The 23,935-nt window shown below is 69.8% G+C and carries 25 protein-coding genes; 10 read left to right on the top strand and 15 right to left on the bottom strand.

Going from position 1 to position 23,935, the window contains the following annotated elements; all coding sequences use genetic code 11:
• Positions 1 to 118: 118 nt before the first annotated feature.
• Positions 119 to 1,408, bottom strand: coding sequence for a PhoH family protein (locus ACQPZF_RS04270; RefSeq protein WP_433268444.1), 1,290 nt, complete (start codon positions 1,406 to 1,408; stop codon positions 119 to 121).
• A gap of 474 nt (positions 1,409 to 1,882) precedes the next feature.
• The gene (locus ACQPZF_RS04265) at positions 1,883 to 3,121 is read right to left on the bottom strand and encodes a DUF885 domain-containing protein (RefSeq protein ID WP_433268442.1); all 1,239 of its coding nucleotides are present in this window, start codon (positions 3,119 to 3,121) and stop codon (positions 1,883 to 1,885) included.
• A 228-nt stretch (positions 3,122 to 3,349) separates the two neighbouring features.
• On the opposite strand from ACQPZF_RS04265, the gene ACQPZF_RS04260 reads away from it, so the two are divergent.
• Positions 3,350 to 3,763, top strand: coding sequence for a hypothetical protein (locus ACQPZF_RS04260; RefSeq protein ID WP_433268440.1), 414 nt, complete (start codon positions 3,350 to 3,352; stop codon positions 3,761 to 3,763).
• A gap of 542 nt (positions 3,764 to 4,305) precedes the next feature.
• A complete protein-coding gene (locus tag ACQPZF_RS04255; protein WP_433268438.1) occupies positions 4,306 to 4,662 on the top strand; it encodes a hypothetical protein in 357 nt (118 codons plus the stop codon).
• Positions 4,663 to 4,847: 185 nt separating this feature from the next.
• On the opposite strand, the gene ACQPZF_RS04250 is transcribed toward ACQPZF_RS04255, so the two are convergent.
• Positions 4,848 to 5,627, bottom strand: coding sequence for an isoprenyl transferase (locus ACQPZF_RS04250; RefSeq protein ID WP_433268436.1), 780 nt, complete (start codon positions 5,625 to 5,627; stop codon positions 4,848 to 4,850).
• Positions 5,628 to 5,760: 133 nt separating this feature from the next.
• Here ACQPZF_RS04250 and trhA point away from each other — a divergent pair, with 133 nt between their 5' ends.
• The gene (gene trhA, locus ACQPZF_RS04245) at positions 5,761 to 6,387 is read left to right on the top strand and encodes a PAQR family membrane homeostasis protein TrhA (protein ID WP_433274430.1); all 627 of its coding nucleotides are present in this window, start codon (positions 5,761 to 5,763) and stop codon (positions 6,385 to 6,387) included.
• Between the two features lie 9 nt (positions 6,388 to 6,396).
• Here the strand turns inward: trhA and ACQPZF_RS04240 are convergent, their stop codons facing one another.
• The 5 genes from ACQPZF_RS04240 to mca form a co-directional block, all read right to left on the bottom strand.
• Complete coding sequence (locus ACQPZF_RS04240; RefSeq protein ID WP_433268434.1) at positions 6,397 to 7,410, bottom strand: M1 family aminopeptidase; 1,014 nt, start codon at positions 7,408 to 7,410, stop codon at positions 6,397 to 6,399.
• 45 nt (positions 7,411 to 7,455) lie between these two features.
• Positions 7,456 to 8,010 (bottom strand): hypothetical protein, encoded by a 555-nt coding sequence (locus ACQPZF_RS04235; RefSeq protein WP_433268432.1) that lies wholly within the window; start codon positions 8,008 to 8,010, stop codon positions 7,456 to 7,458.
• 73 nt (positions 8,011 to 8,083) lie between these two features.
• Positions 8,084 to 10,051 (bottom strand): thioredoxin domain-containing protein, encoded by a 1,968-nt coding sequence (locus tag ACQPZF_RS04230; RefSeq protein WP_433268430.1) that lies wholly within the window; start codon positions 10,049 to 10,051, stop codon positions 8,084 to 8,086.
• A gap of 138 nt (positions 10,052 to 10,189) precedes the next feature.
• On the bottom strand, positions 10,190 to 10,396 hold the full coding sequence (locus tag ACQPZF_RS04225) for a hypothetical protein (RefSeq protein WP_433274428.1): 207 nt from the start codon (positions 10,394 to 10,396) through the stop codon (positions 10,190 to 10,192).
• Between the two features lie 29 nt (positions 10,397 to 10,425).
• Positions 10,426 to 11,307, bottom strand: coding sequence for a mycothiol conjugate amidase Mca (gene mca, locus ACQPZF_RS04220; RefSeq protein ID WP_433268428.1), 882 nt, complete (start codon positions 11,305 to 11,307; stop codon positions 10,426 to 10,428).
• Positions 11,308 to 11,418: 111 nt separating this feature from the next.
• Here mca and ACQPZF_RS04215 point away from each other — a divergent pair, with 111 nt between their 5' ends.
• Both ACQPZF_RS04215 and greA read left to right on the top strand, forming a co-directional pair.
• On the top strand, positions 11,419 to 11,829 hold the full coding sequence (locus tag ACQPZF_RS04215; protein WP_433268426.1) for a DUF4307 domain-containing protein: 411 nt from the start codon (positions 11,419 to 11,421) through the stop codon (positions 11,827 to 11,829).
• A gap of 183 nt (positions 11,830 to 12,012) precedes the next feature.
• Positions 12,013 to 12,510, top strand: a complete 498-nt coding sequence (greA, locus tag ACQPZF_RS04210) for a transcription elongation factor GreA (RefSeq protein ID WP_433274426.1) — start codon at positions 12,013 to 12,015, stop codon at positions 12,508 to 12,510.
• Between the two features lie 136 nt (positions 12,511 to 12,646).
• Here greA and ACQPZF_RS04205 read toward each other — a convergent pair whose 3' ends face one another.
• Entirely contained in the window at positions 12,647 to 13,141 is a 495-nt protein-coding gene (locus ACQPZF_RS04205) for an Lrp/AsnC family transcriptional regulator (RefSeq protein WP_433268424.1), read from the bottom strand.
• Between the two features lie 74 nt (positions 13,142 to 13,215).
• Between ACQPZF_RS04205 and hppD the strand changes: the two genes are divergently transcribed.
• The 3 genes from hppD to ACQPZF_RS04190 all read left to right on the top strand — a co-directional run bounded on the left by hppD (position 13,216) and on the right by ACQPZF_RS04190 (position 15,090).
• The gene (gene hppD, locus ACQPZF_RS04200) at positions 13,216 to 14,397 is read left to right on the top strand and encodes a 4-hydroxyphenylpyruvate dioxygenase (RefSeq protein ID WP_433268421.1); all 1,182 of its coding nucleotides are present in this window, start codon (positions 13,216 to 13,218) and stop codon (positions 14,395 to 14,397) included.
• A gap of 147 nt (positions 14,398 to 14,544) precedes the next feature.
• Complete coding sequence (locus tag ACQPZF_RS04195; protein WP_433268418.1) at positions 14,545 to 14,775, top strand: hypothetical protein; 231 nt, start codon at positions 14,545 to 14,547, stop codon at positions 14,773 to 14,775.
• A 45-nt stretch (positions 14,776 to 14,820) separates the two neighbouring features.
• A complete protein-coding gene (locus ACQPZF_RS04190; protein WP_433268416.1) occupies positions 14,821 to 15,090 on the top strand; it encodes a DUF2277 domain-containing protein in 270 nt (89 codons plus the stop codon).
• Between the two features lie 245 nt (positions 15,091 to 15,335).
• Here the strand turns inward: ACQPZF_RS04190 and ACQPZF_RS04185 are convergent, their stop codons facing one another.
• From ACQPZF_RS04185 to ACQPZF_RS04165, 5 genes are all read right to left on the bottom strand, one after another.
• Positions 15,336 to 15,836, bottom strand: a complete 501-nt coding sequence (locus tag ACQPZF_RS04185) for a GNAT family N-acetyltransferase (RefSeq protein WP_433268414.1) — start codon at positions 15,834 to 15,836, stop codon at positions 15,336 to 15,338.
• Positions 15,836 to 16,105 carry a DUF1778 domain-containing protein gene (locus tag ACQPZF_RS04180; protein WP_433268412.1) on the bottom strand — a complete coding sequence of 90 codons (270 nt, stop codon included), beginning with the start codon at positions 16,103 to 16,105 and terminating at the stop codon, positions 15,836 to 15,838. The genes ACQPZF_RS04185 and ACQPZF_RS04180 overlap by 1 nt, the downstream gene beginning before the upstream one ends.
• Before the next feature lie 161 nt (positions 16,106 to 16,266).
• Positions 16,267 to 17,418, bottom strand: a complete 1,152-nt coding sequence (locus ACQPZF_RS04175; RefSeq protein WP_433268409.1) for a cystathionine gamma-synthase — start codon at positions 17,416 to 17,418, stop codon at positions 16,267 to 16,269.
• Between the two features lie 109 nt (positions 17,419 to 17,527).
• Complete coding sequence (locus tag ACQPZF_RS04170) at positions 17,528 to 18,682, bottom strand: RDD family protein (protein WP_433268407.1); 1,155 nt, start codon at positions 18,680 to 18,682, stop codon at positions 17,528 to 17,530.
• A gap of 104 nt (positions 18,683 to 18,786) precedes the next feature.
• Positions 18,787 to 20,157, bottom strand: a complete 1,371-nt coding sequence (locus ACQPZF_RS04165; RefSeq protein ID WP_433268405.1) for a cystathionine beta-synthase — start codon at positions 20,155 to 20,157, stop codon at positions 18,787 to 18,789.
• Positions 20,158 to 20,309: 152 nt separating this feature from the next.
• Between ACQPZF_RS04165 and ACQPZF_RS04160 the strand changes: the two genes are divergently transcribed.
• Both ACQPZF_RS04160 and ACQPZF_RS04155 read left to right on the top strand, forming a co-directional pair.
• A complete protein-coding gene (locus ACQPZF_RS04160; protein WP_433268403.1) occupies positions 20,310 to 21,077 on the top strand; it encodes an SGNH/GDSL hydrolase family protein in 768 nt (255 codons plus the stop codon).
• A gap of 105 nt (positions 21,078 to 21,182) precedes the next feature.
• Positions 21,183 to 22,403, top strand: coding sequence for an acetyl-CoA C-acetyltransferase (locus ACQPZF_RS04155; protein WP_433268401.1), 1,221 nt, complete (start codon positions 21,183 to 21,185; stop codon positions 22,401 to 22,403).
• Positions 22,404 to 23,011: 608 nt separating this feature from the next.
• Here ACQPZF_RS04155 and ACQPZF_RS04150 read toward each other — a convergent pair.
• Complete coding sequence (locus tag ACQPZF_RS04150; protein ID WP_433268399.1) at positions 23,012 to 23,812, bottom strand: Bax inhibitor-1/YccA family protein; 801 nt, start codon at positions 23,810 to 23,812, stop codon at positions 23,012 to 23,014.
• Positions 23,813 to 23,935: the final 123 nt, after the last annotated feature.

Here is a 23,935-nt window from a genome sequence, read left to right as displayed (position 1 = left end):
GCGCAAGGGTACCGGCGACCACTCGTCCGGACCGGTATATTCGTCACAAATCGAATCCCGGTGAACAAGAGGGAAAGGGGAGCTTTCCACTCGGGAAAGCCCCCCTTTCGTCACTACGTCAAGAGGCGTAGTCCTCCAGCATCTCGGTCACCAGCGCCGCGATCGGCGAACGCTCCGAACGGGTCAGCGTGACGTGCGCGAACAGCGGGTGGCCCTTCAGCTTCTCGATCACCGCCGCCACGCCGTCGTGCCGCCCGACCCGCAGGTTGTCCCGCTGCGCCACGTCGTGGGTGAGCACCACCCGCGAGTTCGCGCCCAGCCGGGACAGCACGGTGAGCAGCACGTTGCGCTCCAGCGACTGCGCCTCGTCCACGATCACGAACGAGTCGTGCAGCGACCGGCCCCGGATGTGGGTCAGCGGCAGGACCTCCAGCATGCCGCGGTCCATGACCTCCTCCACCACGTCCTGGCTGACCAGCGCGCCGAGGGTGTCGAACACCGCCTGCGCCCACGGCTGCATCTTCTCGCTCTCGGAGCCGGGCAGGTAGCCCAGCTCCTGCCCGCCCACCGCGTACAGCGGCCGGAACACCACGACCTTGCGGTGCTGGCGGCGCTCCATCACCGCCTCCAGGCCCGCGCACAGCGCGAGCGCCGACTTGCCGGTGCCGGCCCGTCCGCCCAGCGAGACGATGCCGACCTCGGTGTCCAGCAGCAGGTCCAGGGCGACGCGCTGCTCGGCGGACCGGCCGTGCACCCCGAACGCCTCGCGGTCGCCGCGCACCAGCCTGATCCGCTTGTCCGGCGTGACCCGGCCCAACGCGCTCGACGTGCCCGCCAGCATGCGGAGGCCGCTGTGGCACGGGAGTTCGGCGACGTGCCCGAGGTCGTGCTCCGCCGGGTCGATGACGCTCTCCCGGTAGAGCGCGTCCACCACGGACTGGTCCACGTCCACATCGGACATTCCGGTAAATCCGGACAAAGTCACGTCATGCGCGCGGTACTCCTCGGCCGGCAGCCCCACGGCGCCGGCCTTGACCCGCAGCGGCATGTCCTTGGTGACCAGGGTGACCGTGTTGCCGTCGGCCGCGAGGTTGAGCGCGCAGGCCAGTATCCGGGCGTCGTTGGAGTCCGTGCGGAAACCCGCGGGCAGCACCTCCGGGTCGGAGTGGTTGAGCTCGACGCGCAGGGTGCCGCCGACGTCACCGATCGGCACCGGGTTGTCCAGGCGTCCGTGCTGGAGCCTGAGGTCGTCGAGCAGACGCAGCGCTTCCCTCGCGAACCAGCCCAGCTCGGGGTGGTGCCGCTTGCCCTCCAGCTCGCTGATCACCACGAGCGGCAGCACGACCTCGTGCTCGGCGAACCGCGTCATGGCCAGTGGGTCGGAGAGCAGCACGGACGTGTCCACCACGTACGTATGGGCGGTCGGCGCGCCACGGCGCCGGGAAGTGCTGCGCGATGAGCCTGAGGAACGGCTCGCGGGTCGTCGTGCGTTCACGGCAACTCCCTCACGAACGCGGCACCCGCGTCCGCTCCTCGCTGGGCCAGGCACCACCCCGATCGGCCGGCACGTCTCAGACGCGTCGACCACGAGGGCCGGGTGCCGGCCCCCTCGCGCTCATCGTCGCCGGCGGCGCCGGCACTTCGACAACAGCCACGATCAGGGCCTCCCTGCGCGGTCCGCAGTGGACGCGGTCCGCCAAGTCGGAAGTTACCTCCGCCGGTACCCGGTTTGCAGGCAGCCACACAGGTGATTCGCCGATTCGTCACGTAGCCGCAATCCACGGGAAGATCACCACGTCGGCCGCCCGCGCCCGGCAACCGGCCGTCACGAACCCGCACCCTGACGTCGTCCACGCAGCTCAGCGCCGGTACGCCGGTCCGGCTAGCGGCCACCGGACGGCAGCCGGGGCACCCCGTCCCGCAGATCCGCCTCCAGCGTGGCAGGCACCATGGGCTCGTCCAGAAGTCTCAGGTAACGCTCAGACAACGTCTCACCAGGTGGACGCATGTCGAGCCAGGCGCGGACCAGCCACGCGCCCTCCACGTAGGTCGTGGTGTAGGCCCGCCACAGCGGGTCGGCCAGGAACCTGAGCATGTGCCGGGCCCGCTGCTCGGGCACCAGCAGCCAGCGCCGCAGGAACGCCACCACGTCGTCCGGCGAGGCCCGCCGGTCGTGCAGCATCAGCGCCGCGTCCTGCCGCACGGCGAGCAGGCCGGCCGCCGCCGCCTCGACCCGTTCAGCCTGGTCGCCGTCCATCCGCAGGCCCAGGTCGCGCAGGATCAGCTCGGTCCACCGGCCCCAGCCCGGACCCACCGCCGCGTGCAGGCCCAATTCGGCCATCCCCTCGGCCATCAGGCACTGCGGGGTGTTGATGACGAAGATCGACTGCTCGGCGTGCCCGCGCTTGCCGACCAGGCCGACCTCCTTGCGGCAGTGCTCGGTGTGGTGGCCGGGGTAGGACTCGTGGGCGACCAGGTGCGGCAGGTTCGACATGCGGTGCCCGAGGTCGGCGTTGATCGCGACCCGCGACCGGAAGTCGCCCAGGTAGTAGTTGAACCCGCTCCACGGCTTGTCCCCGACGATCTCGTACTCCACGACCTCGTGCGCGGGCAGCGCGAAGTGCTGCCGGACCTGGTCGCGCAGGGCGCTGGACAGGGCGTGCACGGCGGCCTTGAGCTTGCGCGGCGGCACGGTGTCCCCCGCGCGGTGGTCGGCCAGCCGCTCGGCCAGCGACCCGCCGCCGGGCAGCACCTCGCCCAGCCGCGCGTGCGCGTGGCGGTAGGTGTCCGGGTTGCCCAGCCGGACGTCCACCTGGAAGTAGGCCCGCACCTCGTCCACGAACGCGACGCGCACGCCGGCGAGCTTGCGGGCGGTGCACTCCAGGGCGGTCAGGTGGGCGTCCAGGAAGCGCTTGCGGGCGGACTCCAGCTCGGCGTCGGGCAATTCGCGGCGCAGCAGCGTGGCGTGCTCGGCCAGCGCGGCCGGGTGCGGCCGGGGCTCGTCGTCGACCTGGCGGCGCAGCGCGCGGTCGCCGGTGAAGGAATCCACCACCCCCGGCACCAGCTTCCCGAGCCTCAGCCCGAGGAGTTGGTACTCCCGCACGATCCGGTCTCCGTCCACGGACTGAAGAGGGTACGAGATGACCCACCGGTTTACCACAGCCCACCGCCACCGCTCGATTAACCGGGCACAAGCACCCCAACGGGGGGTAAAGAGCGATTCGCCCATCACACAATGGTGTGATCGACATCCATCCCGGGACTGATGTTCGGTACTTTGCCGGCTGACGAACCCGCTTCCGGGCTTTCGCGCAGCGCTGGTTCAACGGGGAAACCCACGAAGAGGAGAGTGAAAGTGCTGAAGAAGGCAAGCACCGTCGCCGCGGTCGTGGCCGGACTGATGATGGTCGGCTCTCCGGCATTCGCCGTCGCCGGCGAGCCCCACGAGCACGGTCACGGTCACGGACATGGCCACGGGCACGGACACGGACACGGCGCCATCAGCCAGGCCGTCGGCGCCTGGCACCAGTACCAAAATGGCGGCGAAGGTGGCAACGAGGCCGACCAGTTCGGTCTCCTCAACTTCGCCAACGACTCGGACGCCGCGAGCCACCTCAACCTCCTCTGCCAGACCGAGATCAACATCATCGCGGTCCCGGTCCTGTCGAACAACGACGAGAACCTCTGCCTCACCACGGACAACGACGACAACGACCACAACGGCGCCCACAACGGCCACGAAACCGGCAGCGACAACGGCTGACCGAGCACCCGAGCCGCCGCGCGGTGGTCCGCGTCCGCAGCGAACCGCGGACCACCGCGTCCCGCCCGTCCAGTCCCGGCGTCGAAACCGATGAGGGCCGACCACGACATCGAGATCCGGAATCGGTCGAATTCCGACGATCGGGACGTGTACGGCACTACGGCGACCCATGTCGCAGCCGCACCCCGGTGGTCGAGCCGCCCCGGACAGGACCGCCCTACACCATTCCACGCATTTGTGCGCGAACCGCACAGGGCGCGTCTGCACGTTCACCCCGCTGGGGTGAACGTGCTGCAGAGAACAGTGGCTGTGCAATACCGTGGAATCCGCCGCTGAACAGCGCGCGGATCAGCGCCCGGCCGGCATCACCGACAACTGCGACACGGATAATTCACACGATGGTGTTAGGCGGCTGCAACGCCCACCGGCGCCCGGTAAATTACCGAGGCGAAGGCCTTACCGCCTGAGCCGCCAGACTCCCCGAATACTCGGCTGAGATTCCGGGTGTCACCACAAATTCCCACTAGAGGAGTGTGTTTCACATGATGAAGAAGGCAGGCGCCGTCGCCATCGCCGCGGCTGGCCTCATGATGCTGGGCTCTCCCGCCTTCGCGACGCCCGGCCACGGTCACCACGACTACGCTCCCGGTGCCAACTACACCGCGATCGGCGAGCTGCACTCGTACTACCAGGAAGGCGAGGAGGGCGATGAGGCCGACCAGTTCGGCCTGATCAACTTCGGCAACGACTCCGACCTGCTGAGCCACCTCAACGTCTGCAACGTCGAGGTCAACGTCATCGCCGTCCCGATCCTGTCGCACAACGACGAGAACGAGTGCATCACCACGGACAACGACGACAACGACCACAACGGTGGCCACAGCGGCCACGAGAGCTGAGTCTCGCTGACGTCCGCTGAAGGGCGGTGCTCCCGGACGGGGGGCGCCGCCCTTCGGCGTCCCCGTGTCGTCCCGCCGTGTCGTCAGGTGGACCGAGGCCGGGACAGCGGGCCGGACCCGGACCGTCGAGCGGATCGAACCGTCGCGATCGGAGCGTCAAGCTGGACCGGCGCGTGGGAGCGGCCTCAGGACCCGAAGCGGCGGTGTCGGATCGCGTAGTCGCGCAGGGCGCGCAGGAAGTCGGTGCGGCGGAACTCCGGCCAGTAGGCCTCGCAGAACCAGAACTCCGAGTGCGCCGACTGCCACAGCATGAACCCGGACAGCCGCTGCTCACCGGACGTGCGGATGAGCAGGTCCGGATCGGGCTGGCCGGACGTGTACAGGTGCTCGGCGATGTGGTCGACGTCCAGCACCTCGGCGAGTTCCTCGATCGTGCCGCCGGACTCGGCGTGCTTCTGGAGGAGCTTGCGGACGGCGTCGGCGATCTCCTGACGTCCGCCGTAGCCGACCGCGACGTTGACCTCCAGCCCGGTGCGGCCCCTGGTGCGCAGGGACGCGGCGGACAGCCGGGCGGCGGTCTCGGTCGGCAGCATGTCCAGCGCGCCGACGTGCCGGATCCGCCACGGGTTGCCCGGCTCGGCGATCTCGTCGACGATGTCGGCGATGATGTCGAGCAGCGGCCCCAGCTCCTCGGCCGGCCGGTTCAGGTTGTCCGTGGACAGCATCCACAGCGTGACCACCTCGACCTCGGCCTCCCGGCACCAGGTGAGCAGCTCCAGGATCTTGCGGGCGCCCGCCCGGTGACCGTGCGCGACGTCGGCGAACCCGGCTTCCTTCGCCCACCGCCGGTTGCCGTCCAACACCACTCCGACGTGCCGCGGCCGTTGCTTGCCGTCGAGCCATCGGTTGAGGCGGAACTCGTACCCTTTGAGGAGGACGCTCTTGACTCGTTCGCGAAGACCCACGCTGGAAGAGCGTACGCCGGGTGGGCGCGGTCACGCTGTCGTGTGCTGACCGGTTCACCTACGCTCCCGTAACCTCCAAAGGGTGACCGCGTCTACCCTCCCCCAACCGCCGGCACCCGCGCTGCGGCCTCGGATGCGAGGCTGGCTGCACTTCTGGTCGTTCGTGGTGTCGGTGGTCACCGGCGCCACCCTGGTCGCCCTGGCGGCGTCCACGGTGTCCGCGAAAGCGGCGTTGGCGACGTCCGTCTACAGCGCGACGGTCATCGGCCTGTTCGGCGTCAGCGCCCTCTACCACCGCGTGAACTGGGTCAGCGTCCGGGCCCGAACCTGGATGAAGCGCCTGGACCACTCGATGATCTTCGTGTTCATCGCGGGCACCTACACCCCGTTCGCCCTGCTGGCGATGCCCCCGTCGACCGGCAACGTGGTGCTGGCGGTGGTGTGGCTGGGCGCCCTGGGCGGCGTGACGTTGAAACTGGCGTGGCCGCACGCGCCGAGGTGGCTGGGCGTGCCGATCTACATCGCCCTGGGCTGGGTGGCGGTCTTCGTCCTACCGGACCTCCTGCACCACGTGGGCGTCGGCGCGCTGGTCCTGCTCCTGGTCGGCGGCCTCCTGTACACGGCGGGCGCGATCTTCTACGCGTCCCGCTGGCCCAACCCCTGGCCGGACGTCTTCGGCTACCACGAGTTCTTCCACGCGGCCACGGTGCTGGCGGCGCTCTGCCACTACATCGCGGTCTGGTACGCGATCTACTCCTGACCTGCTCGTTCACTGCCTCCAGCACGCCTGGAGGTGGGCCCAGCTCGCCGTCGTGTGGGCGTGGCGCCGGAAGTAGGTGGCCAGGCCCTGGAGCAGGGCGGTTCGGCCGATGGCTTCTTCCACGGCGACGATGCGTGCCAGGTGCGCCGCGTAGGGCCGGTCCGGTAAGGGGGCCGTGTCCAGGTCCGACCACGGCCGGCTACCCGGCAGGAGTTCCTCGGTGGCCAGCCGGCTCAGGTACGTCGCCAGGCCTTCCACCAGCCACGGCTCGGCGTCCACCAGGTTGCCCGACCACTGGTGTGCCACCTCGTGGCTGACGACGGTCACCGCGTACCTCGGCTCACGGGTCGCCAGCGCGTCGAACGCCTCGTCGGCGAACAGCACCAGGCCCGCCGACGAGAACGCCAAGGACGGGATGTCCGGCACGAACACCGCCGCGCACGTCCCGTACGGGTACGGCACGCCGAGCAGGTGTTCGTAGTACGCGATGGACCGGGTCACGAGTCGGGACACCGCCGCGCCCCGGTCGCGGTCGGCGGCTCGGGTGCGCATGGCGTGCACGTCCGCGCCGACCTCCGCCCACGGCCCCACGGCGGCGGTGACGGCGTACGGGACGACGGGGGTCGTGGTGTTGCTGGTGAGCACCGAAGCGTTGGGGGCGTTGACGTTCAGCGTGACGACACCGCGCAGGCCGGCCTCGAAGCAGCAGAAGCTGCGCTGGGTCCAGTTCGGGTAGTGGTACGCGTACAGGTACGCGTCGCCGTCGACGGTCGCCTTCAGGAAGCCCCGGTCCTCGGCGTACGCGAAGACCGCGTCGACCTCCAGCACGCTGTCCCCGACCGCGTCCAGCGCCAGCCGCGAGCCGTCCCACGGCACGTCGCGGCCGTTCAGCGTCGCCCGGTGGACCTCGACCGCCGCCAGTTCCGCGTGCGACCGCTTCTCGTTGAACCGCAACGAGGTCCGGCCGCGGAACGTGGCCGCCGACGGGTCCAGGTCCCACGTGATGTCGTACGAGATGGTCATGATCCCCCCGGTCCCGAACGTACCGGAGACCCGGGGGGATCATCATCAGGCCAGTTCGGGGCCTTGGGCTCGCAGGTCGTCCACCCGGGACATCGCTTCCCGCAGTTCGGTCAGCCACGTGTCCGCGTGTTCGCCGACCAGGCGCACGGCCCACGCCAGCGCCTCCGAGCGGGACCGGGCCACGCCCGCCGCCACCAGGGTGTCCAGCACCTTCCGCTCCGGCTGCCGCAGCCTCGTCATCACCGGCACGGACAGGGTCGTGAACAGCTCCGCCGTGCCGCCCAGCCGAGCGCCCCACGCCACCTTGCGGCGGTAGCGGTGTTCGGCCTGGCGGGCGATCTCGATCCGGGCCTCGCGGGTGTCCTCGCGGTGCCGGCTGATCCGGCCGGACTCGGCCGCCGCCTGTTCCGCCTCGTCGGCGAACGTGCCCTCCAGCGGCGGGAGCTGTCCCACCACCAGGATCTCCTCGCGGTCGACCGTCACGGTCGGCGCCTCGGTGTACCAGCCGTCGGGCAGCCTGCCCGCGAACCAGGCCGCCGCGTCGTCGGCCGGCGGCTGGTCGATCTGCGGCGAGCCCCGCCCGCCCCATCCACGTCGCATCAGAACCACCTCGATTACATGATTACGTCGATGCCGACGCTACGCCGGTAACGGCCGAACACAAGACCGTTCGCTACCGGTGAAGGGCTCCGACCAGCTCTCCGACCGTCGTCACCGGCCGGTCGCACACGTAGCCCCGGCACACGTAGGCCGCGGGCGCGCCGTCGACCAGCGGGCGGTCGGCCAGCAGGGGCGCGGCGTCCGGCGCGCCGGCCACGACCACGCCGCCGCCGTGCACGCCGTGCCACGCGGCCGACACCAGCTCCGTCGACGAGCCGACCACGGCCACCTGGACAGGACCCAGGGTCAACGCCTCCGCGACGCTCAGCCAGTGCCCGGCGAACCGGGGCTCGCGGGCGGCCAGCAGGCCGGCGCGGGAGACGGCGGCTTCGACCGCCGAGCGGTATTCCGCCTGCCGCGGCGCGCCGAGCACCGACGCGGTCAGCAGCGCGGACGCCAGCGACGACGCGCCGGACGGGGTGGCGTTGTCGGACGGGTCGGAGGGCCGCTGCACCAACGCTTCGGCGTCGTCCGCGGTGTCGTAGTACACGCCGGGCTCCTGGCCGGCGAACCTCGCCAGCGCCGTGTCCAGCAGTCCACATGCGACAGTGAGCCAGTGTGCCTCCCCGGTCGCCTGGTGCAGGGCGAGCAGGCCGTCCGCGAGGCAGCCGTAGTCCTCCAGCACGCCGGCGGCGGCGCCCGCCACGCCGTCGCGGGACGTCCGGAGCAGGCGGCCGTCGACCAGGTGGACGTCCAGCAGCAACTCGGCCGCCCGCACGGCCGCCTCGACCCAGCGCGGCTCGCCGAACACGGAACCGGCCTCGGCCAGGGCCGCGACCGCCAGGCCGTTCCACGCCGTCACGACCTTGTCGTCACGCCCCGGCTGCGGCCGGAGTTCCCGCGCTGCCAACAGCTTCGCCGCGACCGCCGGGTCGGGCGCGCCGAGCATCCGCAGGGTGGACGAGCCGTGCTCGAACGTGCCCTCCTCTGTCACGCCGTAGAGCACGGCGGCCCGAGCGCCCTCCGCCTCACCCAGCACCTCGGCAAGCTGCGCGGGCGTCCACACGTAGGTCAGGCCTTCCACGCCGTCGGTGTCGGCGTCCAGCGACGCGGCGAACCCGCCTTCGGCCGTCCCCAGCGTCCGCAGCAGGAACTCGGCCGTCCCGCGCACCACCTCGCGGTACCGCGGGGACTCGTCGCGGCGGCTCAGGTGCGTGTAGACGCGGAGCAGCAAAGCGTTGTCGTACAACATCTTCTCGAAGTGCGGCACCACCCAGCCCGCGTCGACGCTGTACCGCGCGAACCCGCCGGCCAACTGGTCGTACAGCCCGCCGGACGCCATCGCGTCGCAGGTGGCGCGCACCATCGACAGCGCCTCCACCGACCCGGTCCGCTCGTGGTCGCGCAGCAGGAACTCCAGCACCATCGACGGCGGGAACTTCGGCGCGCCGCCGAACCCGCCGTGCGCGCGGTCGAAGTGCCCGAGCAGCGACACCACCGCGCCGTCCAGCACGTCGGCGTCCACTGTGGACTCGGGCAGCGGCTTGAACGTCAACTGGGACACGATGCTCGCCGCCGACTCGCGCACCTCGTCGCCCTGCTCGTGCCAGGCGTGCGTGATCGCCTCCAGCACCTGCCGGAACGCCGGGATGCCCGGCCGCGGCACCGGCGGGTAGTACGTGCCCGCGTAGAACGGCTCGCCGTCGGGCGTGAGGAAACAGGTCATCGGCCAGCCCCCGTGCCCGCTCAACGCCTGCGTGACCGCCATGTAGACCGCGTCGACGTCCGGCCGCTCCTCCCGGTCGACCTTCACGTTCACGAAGTGCTCGTTCATGTACGCGGCGGTGACGTCGTCCTCGAACGACTCGTGCGCCATGACGTGGCACCAGTGGCAGGCCGCGTACCCGACCGACAGCAGCACCGGGACGCCGCGCTCCCGCGCCTCGGCGAACGCCTCGGGCGACCACGGGTGCCAGTGCACCGGGTTGTCGGCGTGCTGGAGCAGGTACGGGCTGGTCGCGGACGCGAGCCGGTTCGTCATGGCTCCACAGTAAATCCCACCCGTCAGACCGGGCGTTCGAGCAGAGTGGGGACTTCGTCGGCAGCCGCGCCGCGCCGCCCGGAACGCGAGCCGGTGCCGCGCGACGCACCCGGTGCCGGGCAACAGCCCCGCCGCCGCCTAGTCCTCGGACTTCTTCTTCGCGCTCTCCTCGGGCGGGTCGAACGAGGCCGGGAGCTTCTTCAGGTGCTTGTTCATCGACTTGACCAGGAAGAACACCGCGATGAAGAACAGCACCAGGATCAGCAGGCCCAGCGGGGAGGACTTGCCGAAGTCCTCCTGCTGGCCGCCGGGGTCTTTGGTGGTGGAGGGCTGCACCAGCACCATCGCCGTCGTCTGGTCCCAAGGGACCGGGTTCACGCAGTCACCTTCTCCCTCACGCCCGCGAACAGGTCGTCCTCGGGCAACGTGCTGTCGACCAGCGACCGCGCCAGTTCGTACTCCTCGGTCGGCCAGACCTCGCGCTGCATCTCCAGCGGCACCGCGAACCAGCGGCTCTCCGGGTCGATCTGGGTCGCGTGGGCCTTGAGGGCCTCGTCACGCAGCGGGAAGTAGTCGGCGCACTCGACGCGGGTGGTGACCCGTTCGATCACGTCGGGCTTGTCGGCGTCCCAGCCCGCCAGCCACTCGGCGTACGGGGACTCCCGGCCCTCCGCGAGCAGCGCCTCGTGGAACGCCAGCAGCTTGGCGCGGGAGAAGCCGTGCGAGTAGTACAGCTTCAGCGGCTGCCACGGCTCGCCCGCCTCGGGGTAGCGCTCCGGGTCGCCGGCCGCGTCGAACGCCGCGACGGACACCTCGTGGCAGCGGATGTGGTCCGGGTGCGGGTAGCCGCCGTTCTCGTCGTAGGTGACGATCACGTGCGGGCGGAACTCGCGGATCGCCTCGACCAGCGGCGGGACGGACTCCTCCAGCGGCACGAGCGCGAAGCAGCCCTCCGGCAGCGGCGGCAGCGGGTCGCCCTCGGGCAGGCCGGAGTCGACGAAGCCCAGCCAGCGGTGCCGCACGCCCAGGATCTCGGCGGCGCGGGCCATCTCGCCACGCCGGATCTCGGCCATGTTCGCCAGCACCTCGGGGCGGTCCATCGCGGGGTTCAGGATACTGCCCGCCTCGCCCCCGGTGCAGGTCACGACCATCACCTCGTGGCCCTCGGCCACGTAGCGCGCCATCGTGGCGGCGCCCTTGCTGGACTCGTCGTCGGGGTGCGCGTGCACCGACATCAGGCGCAGCTTTTCAACCATGACGGTGGTGGTCCTCCTTGGCCCCTGCCGAACGGAGCCCCCTCGGCCCCTGCGACACTCAACGTGGCGGTCGAGGGTCATTGTTCCCCACGGGCAGGAAGGCATCGGCAAGTGGCACTGCCCGAGGGTCGGTACGGCACGACGCGGCGTCCTCTGCCCGGATGGGCGAAGTGGTCACTGACCGTGGTCGCGGCGCTGGTCGGCGCGGTGGTGGCCTGGGTCGGCTACCGCAACCTCGGCACCCAGCCCGTGGAGGCCAAGCAGACCGCCTTCGAGATCCTGGACGAGCGGTCCGTGGAAATCACCTTCGAGGTGGTCCGGGAGACCCCGGAGCAGGCCGTCGTGTGCATCGTGCGGGCCCGCTCCAAGGACGGCGACGAGGCCGGGCGGCGAGAGGTCCTGGTGCCGCCGGGGCCCGGCACGGTTTACCAGACGACCGTCCTCCGGACGTCGAAACCTCCCGCCACCGGAGAGGTGTTCGGCTGCTCCTACCAGGTCCCGGCCTACCTGTCCACGAGGTAGCGGCCAAGCGGGTGATCTGCGAGTTTAGTGGCCCGTCAGGGAACAAAACGCCGTAGCTGAACGTTGTGGACGTGTTACTCTGGCCTTTCAGCACGGCCCCGGCGCGGGCCGTGTTTTTCCGTTCCGGGTGCGTGCGTCCGGGAACTGCCAGCCCACGTGGTGGGCCTGGAGCAAGACGAGGAGTTGGTGACCGTGAGCGACACTGAGGTGACCTGGCTGACCCAGGAGGCCTACGACCGGCTCAAGGGAGAGCTGGACGAGATGATCGAGAATCGCCCGGTCATTGCTGCGGAGATCAACGCGCGCCGCGAAGAAGGCGATCTCCGCGAGAACGGCGGCTACCACGCGGCTCGCGAGGAGCAGGGCAAGCAGGAAGCCCGGATCCGCCAGCTCCAAGAGCTGCTGCGGGTCGCCAAGGTCGGCGAGGCGCCCACCGTGGCCGGTGTGGCCGCTCCCGGCATGGTGCTCACGGTGCGTTACGAAGGCGACGACGAGACCGAGGAGTTCCTGCTCGCGACGCGTGAGGAGGGCGCGCACGGCGCGCTGGAGGTCTACTCCCCCTCGTCCCCGCTGGGCAAGGCGCTGAACGGCGCGAAGGACGGCGAGACGCGGGAGTACGAGCTGCCCAACGGCAACACCATGAAGGTGACCCTGATCAAGGCCGTGCCGTACACGGGCTGATCCCACAGACGGCGTGAGGGGCGGCCACCGAGGCGAGGTGGCCGCCCTTCCTGCTGTCGGCTGCTTGTCGACCCACGGCCGTCGCGTCCGACGCTCAGCCTTCGACACCCAGCGTTCGACACCCAGCGCCCGGCGCTCAGCCGATGCGTTCCAGGAGCGGGCGGACGCGTGGCGGCACGGGGGTCGACAAAGCGATCGACGTCGAGAGCCGCTGCACGCCCGGCACGTCCACGATCGAGTCGATGACGCGTTGCAGGTCGGCGTTCGAGCGGGCCACCATGCGCACGAACAGGTCGCCCTGGCCGGTGGTCGCGTGCACCTCGCACACCTCGTTGATGGCCGCGAGCCCGTCCGACACCTCTTGCCGGCGGCCCTGCGCGATCTCCAGCACGGCGAACGCCGTCAGCCCGTACCCCATCGCGGCCAGGTCGAGAGCCGGCGGGAAGCCGGTCAGCACGCCTCGCGCGACCAGCCGGTCCAAGCGCGCCTGAACGGTCCCCCGCGCCACGCCCAACCGGCGGGAGCACTCCAGCACACCCAGCCGGGGCTCGTCGGTGAGCAACAGGAGCAGTCGGGCGTCCAGGCCGTCCACGGCCTGGTCAGAGTGTTCAGCTTGTCCCTCGGAAGCCATAGATCACTGTACAACCTGCTCAGCGAAGAAGCAGACTGTTGCTCACCCTGCCTAACAGACACATGCTGTGAGCCATGACGCAGCAGCTTGACGACGTGAGCTACGACCAGCTCCGCCAACTCGTGGGCTTGGTCGACTACGACGGGACGCGGGATCCGTTCCCCGTCCGCTCCATGGACGCCGTGGTCTTCGTGGTCGGCAACGCCACCCAGACCGCGTGGTTCTACCAGGTCGCCTTCGGGATGCAGCTCGTCGCGTACGCCGGGCCGGAGACCGGGCAGCGGGACCACAAGTCCTTCGTGCTCAAGTCCGGGTCGGCGCGGTTCGTGATCAACGGCGGGGTCCAGCCGGACAGCCCGCTGCTCGACCACCACCGCAAGCACGGCGACGGCGTGGTGGACCTCGCGCTGGAGGTCGCCGACGTCGACAAGTGCATCGAGCACGCCCGCGCGCAGGGCGCCACCGTCCTCGAAGAGCCGCACGACGTCGAGGACGAGCACGGTGTCGTGCGCCGGGCCGCGATCGCCACCTACGGCGAGACCCGCCACACGCTGGTCGACCGGTCCCGCTACACCGGCCCGTACCTGCCGGGGTACGTGGCCAGGGAGAGCACCGTCGTCCGACCCGAGGGCGCGCCGAAGCGGCTGTTCCAGGCGGTCGACCACTGCGTGGGCAACGTCGAACTCGGCAGGATGGACTACTGGGTCGAGTGGTACAACCGCGTCATGGGCTTCGTGAACATGGCGGAGTTCATCGGCGACGACATCGCCACCGACTACTCGGCGCTCATGAGCAAGGTGGTGTCCAACGGCAACCACCGGGTGAAGTTCCCGCTCAACGAGCCCGCCGTCGCGAAGCGCAAGTCGCAGATCGACGAGTACCTGGAGTTCTACACCGGTGCGGGTGTGCAGCACATCGCGCTCGCCACCAACGACATCGTCGCCACGCTGACCGCCATGCGCGCGGCCGGCGTCGAGTTCCTGGAGACCCCGGACTCGTACTACGACGACCCGGAACTGCGGGCTCGCATCGGTGAGGTGCGCGTTCCGATCGAGGAGCTGAAGGAGCACCGGATCCTGGTCGACCGGGACGAGGACGGCTACCTGTTGCAGATCTTCACGAAGCCGATCGGCGACCGGCCGACCGTCTTCTACGAGCTCATCGAGCGGCACGGGTCGCTCGGCTTCGGCAAGGGCAACTTCAAGGCCCTGTTCGAGGCGATCGAGCGCGAGCAGGAGCGTCGGGGCAACCTCTGACGTCAGAACGGGCAGAGGCCGGTCCGGGGCACCCCCGGGCCGGCCTTTTTCCGCACGGGTTCGTTCATGATGGCGGCACCGCACCGACCGGTACCGGTACGCTCGACGTGGGGGTCGACCAACGCAGCAATCACCCGGGGAGGTGGCATGGCGCTCGCACGACGGGTGACCGCGGTGCTCCCGCTCGTCGGGGCGGTGGCCACGGCCGTGACGTTGACCGGCGCGGCGTTCTTCACCGTGGCCCACGCCGGGTGCGCCGACACGGGCCGGTTCGTGGAACGGGACGGTGTGGTCGAGTTCGTCGGGGGCTGCGTGGACGGGCACCGGCTGCCCGCCGTGCCGAAGATCGACAACGCCCGCTACGACGTCAAGCCCTGAGCCGGGCACCGACCCTTCGGCGCCGTCATCGGCGATAGTGGAGTCATGTGCCGAAACATCCGGGTGCTCCACAACTTCGAACCACCCGCCAGCGAGGACGAGATCCAGGCCGCGGCGGTGCAGTACGTGCGCAAGGTCAGCGGGTCCACCCACCCGTCCGCGGTGAACCAGGAGGCGTTCGACGCGGCGGTCGAGGCGGTGGCCGAGGCCACCAGGGTCCTGCTGGAATCCCTCGTCACCAAAGCACCGCCCCGCGACCGCGAAGTGGAAGCCGCGAAGGCGAAGGAACGCTCCGCCGCCCGCTTCGGCCGGTAGGCCATGTCGCGTGGTCGCCCACCTTGTGAGCTCGTGGCTTTGCGGTGGGCAACCTGGGGATGGCCGAGGCCGACACGAGGCGCCCAAATCGCCTTGAGCACCGGGACGAACTGCGGGCTGCCACCGCGTTGACCGGCGGCTAGACCTGCGAATCCCGAGGTCGCAAGGTTCGAATCCGGCGGTGCAGCGCAAGCGCTCCATCGAACCGCCGGTACCGAAGCAGCCTTCCCCAGGCCGCCGAAGCCTCACCGACCAAAAGCGCTCCGAACAGTGGCGACCTTGATCACCAGTCGGCGCGGATTTGCTTGGACAGGCTTGAATTCGTACTTGCGGTAGAACGCTGCGGCCGTATCGTCAATGGCATCAACAACGATCAGGCGTCCTGAAGCGACATCAGCGGCTTCCAACATCCGTGTCAGCGCGTCGTGCAATAGCTCAGCACCATGCCCTTGCCCTTGCAGCTCTGCATCGAGCGCCAGCTTGGCCAGCAGATAACCCGGTATCGGCGTGCTGAGTCCTCCCGCCAAGGAGGCTGACACGTCTCCTCTGGCCACCTGATGAGGAGTGATCGCGTAGTAGGCGACTACACGATCACTCCCAACCGGCGTCCAAACGTAGGTTTTTGCCGTTCCGCGCTTGCCCGCATCGGCAGCATGGTCTCTGAGCCAGTCGTTCAGCACCGGAACACCGCAGTCGAACGTATCGAGTTCGTGCTGCTCATCCAGCGCGGAAGAGGCCCAGTCCATCACTTGCGCACATACCCCCTGTAACCCGAATTGAGTTTGGCCAGGTTGGGAGCCTCGTCCGCCGTATCGAGCGCCGCCAACAGGTCATCGAACTGTTCAGCAGGCATGATCGTCACGTCAGCACGGGCAAGGACCTTGTCTGCCGCGTCCGCAGCCGCAGCCACGACGAAAGAGCTGGTCGACTGTTCGCTCAGCTCAGCAGCTCGTTCGACGCGAGCCTTCACCGCTTGATCTAGTCTTACCTCCAGACGGGCTTCCTTGATCGACAAGACGCTTCACCTCCTGTCGACGACGCACTCGTCGACACGCTTGTTCATGTTCGCCAGTGTACGGCGTTTGTACGGAAGCCGCGAGGGTCTTCGGTTGACTTGCACTTCCGTCGGGCTCATCCCCACCGGCCGGGCCGCCCGAGCGGCCCGGCCTCGCTGCGTCAGCCCAGGGCTTCGACCAGGTCCGCCACCAGGTCCTCACCGGACTCGATGCCGACCGAGATGCGGATCAGGTCCGCCGGCACCTGGAGCAGGGAGCCGGCGGTGCTGGCGTGGGTCATCCTGCCGGGGTGCTCGATCAGCGACTCGACCCCGCCCAGCGACTCGGCCAGGGTGAACAGCTTCGTCCGCGAGCAGACCCGCAGCGCCGCCTCCTCGCCGCCCTCGACGGTGAACGAGATCATCCCGCCGAACCGGCGCATCTGCTTCGCCGCGACCTCGTGCCCGGGGTGGTCGGGCAGGCCGGGGTAGAGCACCGACGTCACGCGCGGGTGTCGCAGGAGGGCGTCGGCGATCAGCTCGGCGTTGTCCGAGTGCCGTTCCATGCGCAGTTCGAGCGTCTTGATGCCGCGCAGCGTCAGCCAGGCGTCGAACGGGCCGGGCACCGCGCCCGCGCCGTTCTGGAGGAAGCCGAACGCGGCGTCCAGCTCGTCGTCCGAGGTGACCAGCGCGCCGCCGATGACGTCCGAGTGGCCGCCGACGTACTTGGTGGTCGAGTGCAGCACGACGTCCGCGCCCAGCGCGAGCGGGCTCTGGAGGTACGGCGAGGCGAACGTGTTGTCCACCACGAGCCGCGCGCCCGCCGAGTGCGCGACCTGCGCCAGCAGGGCGATGTCGGCGATGTTGAGCAGCGGGTTGGTGGGCGTCTCGATCCAGATGACCTTGGTGTTGGGCCGGATCGCCGCGCGCACCGCGGCCACGTCGGACAGCGCGACCGGGGTGTGCTCGACGCCCCAGTGCCGGAAGACCTTGTCGATCAGGCGGAACGTGCCGCCGTACGCGTCGTTCGGGATGATGACGTGGTCGCCGGGACGGCACAGGGCGCGCAGGGCGGCGTCGGTCGCGCCCATGCCGGAGGCGAACGCGCGGCCGTGCCGCCCGCCTTCCAATGCGGCCAGGCACTCTTCGAGCGCGGCCCGGGTGGGGTTGCCGGTGCGCGAGTACTCGAAGCCGCCGCGCAGCCCGCCGACGCCGTCCTGGGCGTAGGTCGAGGTGGCGTGGATGGGCACGATGACCGAACCCGTCGAGGGGTCCGGCTCCTGTCCGGCGTGGATAGCCCTGGTCGCGAAACCGTAGTGGCCGGTGTCCGTCATAAACCCAGGGTAAGCCCCCCTCTCAACCGACTGCCCGCCAGTTGGGAAAGCCGGCGGGCAGTCGGACGAACATCGCTGACGGTGTGTGGTCAGCGTTGCGGCAGAAGCGTTACCACTGCTGCTGCGGGGGCTGCTGGCCGTACGGGTTCTGCTGCTGGGGCTGGCCGTACGGGTTGGACTGCGGCTGGCCGTAGCCGGGCTGCTGCTGGCCGTACGGGTTCGGCTGCTGGCCGGGGTAGCCGCCGGGCATGCCGCCGCCGGGCATCCCCGTGTCGGGGGCGTTGACGACGATCGTGCCGAGGATCTTGTCCGCCCAGGTCTGCTTCTTGACCTCCCACAGCGGCGCGAACCAGCCCGCGTAGCAGGGCAGCGAGTCGACGAAGTGGCAGAGGTGCCGGACGAACGCGTTGCCGAAGCCGATCGGCTGCCCGGTCTCCTCCTTGATCAGCTTGATCTTCGCCATCTTCTTGCCGTACGACTGGCCGGTGGTGCCCGCGAGGTACCACGAGTTGTAGATCAGCCAGCCCAGCATGGCCAGGTAGCCCACCACGCTGAGGATCAGCGCGATCGTCGGGTCGCCGGCGACCGTGCCGACGATCACCAGGATCGCCACGATGACACCCGGCGCGACGTAGTCGATCAGGGCGCCCATCGCGCGCGAGCCCCACTCGGCGTAGCCGCCGGCCGGAGGCGCGAACGCGGGCTGGCCGTAACCGGGCTGCTGGCCCCACGCCTGCTGCTGCGGCTGGCCGTAACCGGGCTGCTGCCCGTAGGGGTTCTGCTGCGGCTGGCCGTACGGCTGCTGCGGATGCTGCGGCTGGCCGTACGGCTGCTGCGGATGCTGCGGCTGGCCGTAAGGGTTCTGCTGTGGCTGGCCGTAGGCGGGCGGCTGCTGGGGCTGTCCGTACTGCCCCGGCTGCTGCTGGGGCGGCTGCCCGTACTGGCCGGGCTGCTGGGCGGCGAACCCGCCGGACTGCGGCGGCTGCTGGGCCGGGAAGGCGCCCGACTGCGGCTGCTGCTGGCCGTACGGGTTCTGCTGCTGCGTCGCGCTCGGCGGCACGACCTGGGTCGCGTCCGGGTTCGACGGCGGCTGCTGGCCGGAGGGCACGACCTGGGTCGCCTCCGGGGGCGGGAACGCAGGGGGCTGCCCACCGCTCGGCACGACCTGGGTCGCGTCGGCGTTCGGGGGCTGGGCGCCCGGCCCCTGCTCCTGCTGGTATTGGCCGCCGAACTGCTGGTTCTCGGGCGGCTGAGGAGCGTTCATCGGAGTTTCCAACCCCCTTGGCGTGGGCCGTGGCGGATAAGTCGGTGGCCAACGCTAGCGGATGAGGGCACGTCCGCTAGCGGCAACCGGGCAATCCGACGTGATCAGCGTCCGGCGAGGAAACCCAGGATGTCCTGACGGGTAACGACGCCCGCCGGCTTGCCGTCGTCCAGCACCAACGCACCGTCCGCTGAGGACAGCGCCGCCATGGCGGCGCTGATCGACTCGCCCGAGCCGATGGTCGGCAGCTTGAACGACATGTGCGCGTCGAGCCGGTCGGTCAGCTTCGCCTTGCCGGTGAACAGCGCGTCCAGCAGATCGCGCTCGTTGACCGCGCCGGAGACCTCGGCGGCCATCACCGGGGGCTCGGCGTTGACCACCGGCATCTGGGACACGCCGTACTCGCGCATGATCGCGACCGCCTCGGCGACCGTCTCATTGGGATGGCCGTGCACCAGGTCGGGCATCGTGCCGTCCTTGCGCCGCAACACATCCCCGACCGTCGCGCCGGACGTGTCGGGCGACAGGAAGCCGTACTGCGCCATCCACTTGTCGTTGAAGACGCTCGACAGGTAGCCGCGCCCGCCGTCCGGCAGCAGCACCACGACCACGTCGTCCGGACCGCAGTCCTCCGCGACGCGCAGCGCCGCCGCGACCGCCATCCCGCACGAGCCGCCGACCAGCAGGCCCTCCTCGCGGGCGAGCCGGCGGGTGATCTCGAACGAGTCCTTGTCCGTCACGGCGACGATCCGGTCGCACACGTCCCGGTCGTACGCGTCCGGCCAGAAGTCCTCGCCGACGCCCTCCACGAGGTACGGCCGCCCGGTGCCCCCGGAGTACACGGAACCTTCCGGGTCCGCGCCGACGACCTTCACCCGGCCCTCGGAGACCTCCTTGAGGTACTTGCCGGTGCCCGAGATGGTGCCGCCGGTGCCGACGCCCGCCACGAAGTGGGTGATGCGGCCCTCGGTCTGCCGCCACAGCTCGGGGCCGGTGCCGTGGTAGTGGCTGGCCGGGTTCTCCGGGTTGGCGTACTGGTTGGGCTTCCACGCGCCGGGGATCTCGGCGACGAGCCGGTCCGACACGTTGTAGTAGGAGTCGGGGTGCTCGGGCGCGACGGCCGTCGGGCACACCACCACCTCGGCGCCGTAGGCCTTCAGCACGTTGCGCTTGTCCACGCTGACCTTGTCCGGGCAGACGAAGACGCACTTGTAGCCCTTCTGCTGGGCGACCAGCGCGAGCCCGACGCCCGTGTTGCCCGAAGTGGGCTCCACGATCGTGCCGCCCGGCTTCAACTCGCCGGACCGTTCGGCCGCTTCCACCATGCGCAACGCGATGCGGTCCTTCACACTGCCGCCGGGGTTCAGGTACTCGACCTTGGCCAGGACGAGCGGCCGGAGCCCCTCGGCGACCGCGTTCAGCTTCACGAGCGGCGTGTTGCCGACCAGGTCCACGACGCTCTCGACGTACTCCACCGAAGGTCCCTTCCCACCGTGCGAGATGACTTGCCGAGCGTACTTGCTGCCTGCCCCCGGCGGGTCACGCGCCGGTTGGCGGCCGATCCGCGGGTCCTTGTGGACGATTGGTGGAAGGGGTTGGCGGAGTGGTCGCAAGGGGGTGGTGGAGCGTGCGGTGGGGACGTCTGGTCGCGCTGGCCGTCGCGGCGGCGGGAGGCCTGACAGGCCTGGCCTACGGCTTGTTCACGTCGCAGTCGCGCCGGGCCAGGGTGGTGATCGGGGTGCCCGACGCACCGCCGCTGCGGGCCGACGGCATCCACGGCGGCGGTGCGGGCAAGCCGGTGCGGTTCGCCGTAGTGGGCGACTCGATGGCGGCGGGCCTGGGCGTGGACGACACGGCGGAACTGCCGGGCGTGCTGCTGGCGAACGGCCTGTCCGACGAGACGGGCCGCCCGGTGTGCCTGGAGACCTACGCGGTCAGCGGCTCGACCACCCGGGACCTGCCCGCGCAGGTCGACCGGGTGCTGGCGGACCCGCCCGACCTCGTCCTGGTGATCATCGGCGCGAACGACGTGACGACCCGGATGCCGGTCGCCGTCTCGGCGGCGCTGCTCGGCGTCCAGGTCCGCCGCCTGCGCGACGCGGGCGTCGGCGTGGTGGTCGGGACGTGCCCCGACCTGGGCTCGATCCAGCCGATCGCCCAACCGCTCCGCTCCGTCGCGCGGGAGTGGAGCCTCCGCCTGGCCCGCGCCCAACGGCGCGAGGTGGTGTGGGCCGGCGGCGTGCCGGTCGCCCTGGGCGACCTCCTGGCGGCCGAGTTCACCGCGCGCCACGTCGACTACTTCAGCCGGGACCGGTTCCACCCGAGCGCGGCGGGCTACGAGGCGGCGACGTCCATCCTGCTGGCCCCGCTGTGCGGCGTCCTGGACCAGCCGTGACCCGGCGCGATCGGACCGGCGTCGTGCGTCACGAGTGGTAGCCGCGTTGAACAGGCGTTAACTAGGCTCCTAGGCAACGTTGCGGCGAAACAAAGGAGTTCCGTAATGCCTGAGGCCGTGATCGTCTCCGCAGCCAGGTCCCCCATCGGGCGCGCGGGCAAGGGCTCGCTGAAGGACGTCCGAGCCGACGACCTGACCGTGCAGGTCCTGCAGGCGGCCCTGGCGAAGGTCCCGCAGCTCGACCCGAACGACATCGACGACCTGATGCTGGGCTGCGGCCTGCCGGGCGGCGAACAGGGCTTCAACATGGGCCGCGTGGTGTCCGTGCTGGCGGGCTACGACAACCTGCCCGGCACCACCGTGACCAGGTACTGCGCCTCCAGCGTGCAGACGACCCGGATGGCGCTGCACGCCATCAGGGCGGGCGAGGGCGACGTGTTCATCAGCGCCGGCGTCGAAACCGTGTCGAGCTTCGCGCGCGGCAGCTCGGACGGCTGGCCGGACACCCACAACCCGGTCTTCGCGGACGCCGAGGCCCGCACGGCGAAGGTGGCCGAACAGGGCGCCGGCTCGTGGACCGACCCACGCACGTCGGGCCAGGTCCCGAACATCTACATCGCGATGGGCCAGACGGCGGAAAACCTGGCGCTGGCGAAGGGCGTCACCCGGGAGGAGATGGACCACTTCGGCGTCCGCTCGCAGAACCTGGCCGAAAAAGCCATCGCGAACGGCTTCTGGGCCCGCGAGATCACCCCGATCACCCTGCCGGACGGCACCGTGGTGACCACCGACGACGGCCCCCGCCCCGGCGTGACGTACGAGGGCGTGTCCGGCCTGAAGCCCGTCTTCCGCCCGGACGGCAAGGTCACAGCGGGTAACTGCTGCCCCTTGAACGACGGCGCGGCGGCCCTCGTGATCATGAGCGACACGAAGGCCGGGGAACTGGGCATCACCCCACTGGCGAGGATCGTGTCGACCGGCGTCTCGGCCCTGTCCCCGGAGATCATGGGCCTGGGCCCGGTCGAGGCGTCCAAGCGCGCCCTGGCACTGGCCGGCATGTCGATCGGCGACATCGACCTGGTGGAGATCAACGAGGCCTTCGCCGCCCAGGTCATCCCGTCGTACCAAGACCTGGGCATCGACCTGGACCGCCTGAACGTGAACGGCGGGGCAATCGCCGTAGGCCACCCCTTCGGCATGACAGGAGCCCGCATCACGACCACGCTCATCAACTCCCTCCAGTTCCACGACAAGCAGTTCGGCCTGGAGACGATGTGCGTGGGCGGCGGCCAGGGCATGGCGATGGTCATCGAACGATTGAGCTGACACGCGTCCCAAACGAGACCGACCCACCTCCCTACCGATGACAAGGCAGGGAGGGTCAGATGCCGTACGTGTGGTGGCACAGCGAACACGACAAGCTGTGCCACGCCTTCCCCACCAGCGGCAACAAGCCCGACCAGGGCTACTTCGTGGCAGCCTGCACGCACGAGGTGCCAACGGAACACTTGTCCCGAGAACCAAACGGCCCACTATGCGTCCCGTGCCTACTAAGAGTCGACGCAGACAAACACGCGTAGCACGCACACCTACAGCCACGGCGCGCGCAGCGCGCACACCCCCAGGTGGGCTGCGTGTCATCCCCGTATGGCCTGCCCGCAGGGAACCGCGCTTGTCCAGGGAGCGCAAGCACGCTTTTCGCTTGCGCTCCCTGGACAAGGGTGGTGGTCTTTGACCAGGCCATACGGGGATGACACGACGCCCTGGCACTGGTGATCATCCTTGGCGGCCTGCCGGTCCGGCGAGGACGCTTGAAAGCAGTTCGACCCCAACCCGAACGCGACCCCTCCTCCAGCAGCAGACCGATGACCCGAGAACCACACAAAAACGAAGGGCGCCCGACCACCCGGCCGGACGCCCTCCACCAACAAACCTCAGTCCCGCTGCAAGTAAGACAGCAACCGCAGGATCTCCAAGTACAACCACACCAACGTGGTCATCAACCCGAACGCGGCCCACCAGGCCCACTTGGCAGGCACCCCGGAACGGATCATCTCGTTGGCGGCCTCGAAGTCCAGCAGGAAGCTGAACGCCGCGATGCCGATCACCACGAGGCTGAACACGATGGCGAGCGTGCCACCGTCGCGCAGGCCCGAGTTCACGCCGAACATGCCGAGCACCAGGTTGCCGAGCATCAGCACGACCACGCCGACGGTGGCGCCGATGATCCACTTGGTCAGACGCGGCGTGACGCGGATCGCACCCGTCTTGTAGACCACGAGCATGGTGCCGAACACGCCGAACGTGCCCAGGATCGCCTGCCACGCGATGCCGCTGTACATCGCCTCGAACACACCGGTGATCGCGCCGAGGAACACACCCTCCGCGACCGCGTAGATCATGACCAGCGGAGCGCTCGGGGTGCGCTTGAAGATGATGATCAGGGCCACGACCAGCCCGACGATCATGCCGGGCAAGGCCAGCGCGAACGGCGCGATCTGCCCCGACAGCACCAGCCACGCCGAGACGAGCCCGGTGGCCAGCGTCGTGGCCAGCGTGATCGCGGTCTTGGTGACCACGTCGTCGATGGTGATGGGGCGCTCGCCGGTGGTCGGCGGGGCACCCTGGTAGCCGCCGTACTGCTGTGCCTCGTACGGCTGGCCAAAGCCTGCGTAGCTCCCGGAACCGCCGCCGGTCGGCAGGTTCCGGAACGCGGGGTTGCTGGTGGTACGCACCTCGTCCTCCTGTGGCGTTTGACGCCGTCACGGGGTTCAACGACCACACGAGTCGATCGGTTCCCGTCGGGTAAAAGCGACTTTACTCGGGCTGTCGATCTCCGCTCCACAGCCCTTCACTGC

Source organism: Actinosynnema sp. CS-041913 (assembly GCF_050942485.1).
Classification (GTDB): domain Bacteria; phylum Actinomycetota; class Actinomycetes; order Mycobacteriales; family Pseudonocardiaceae; genus Actinosynnema.
This window is presented reverse-complemented; position numbering and strand designations above follow the sequence as displayed.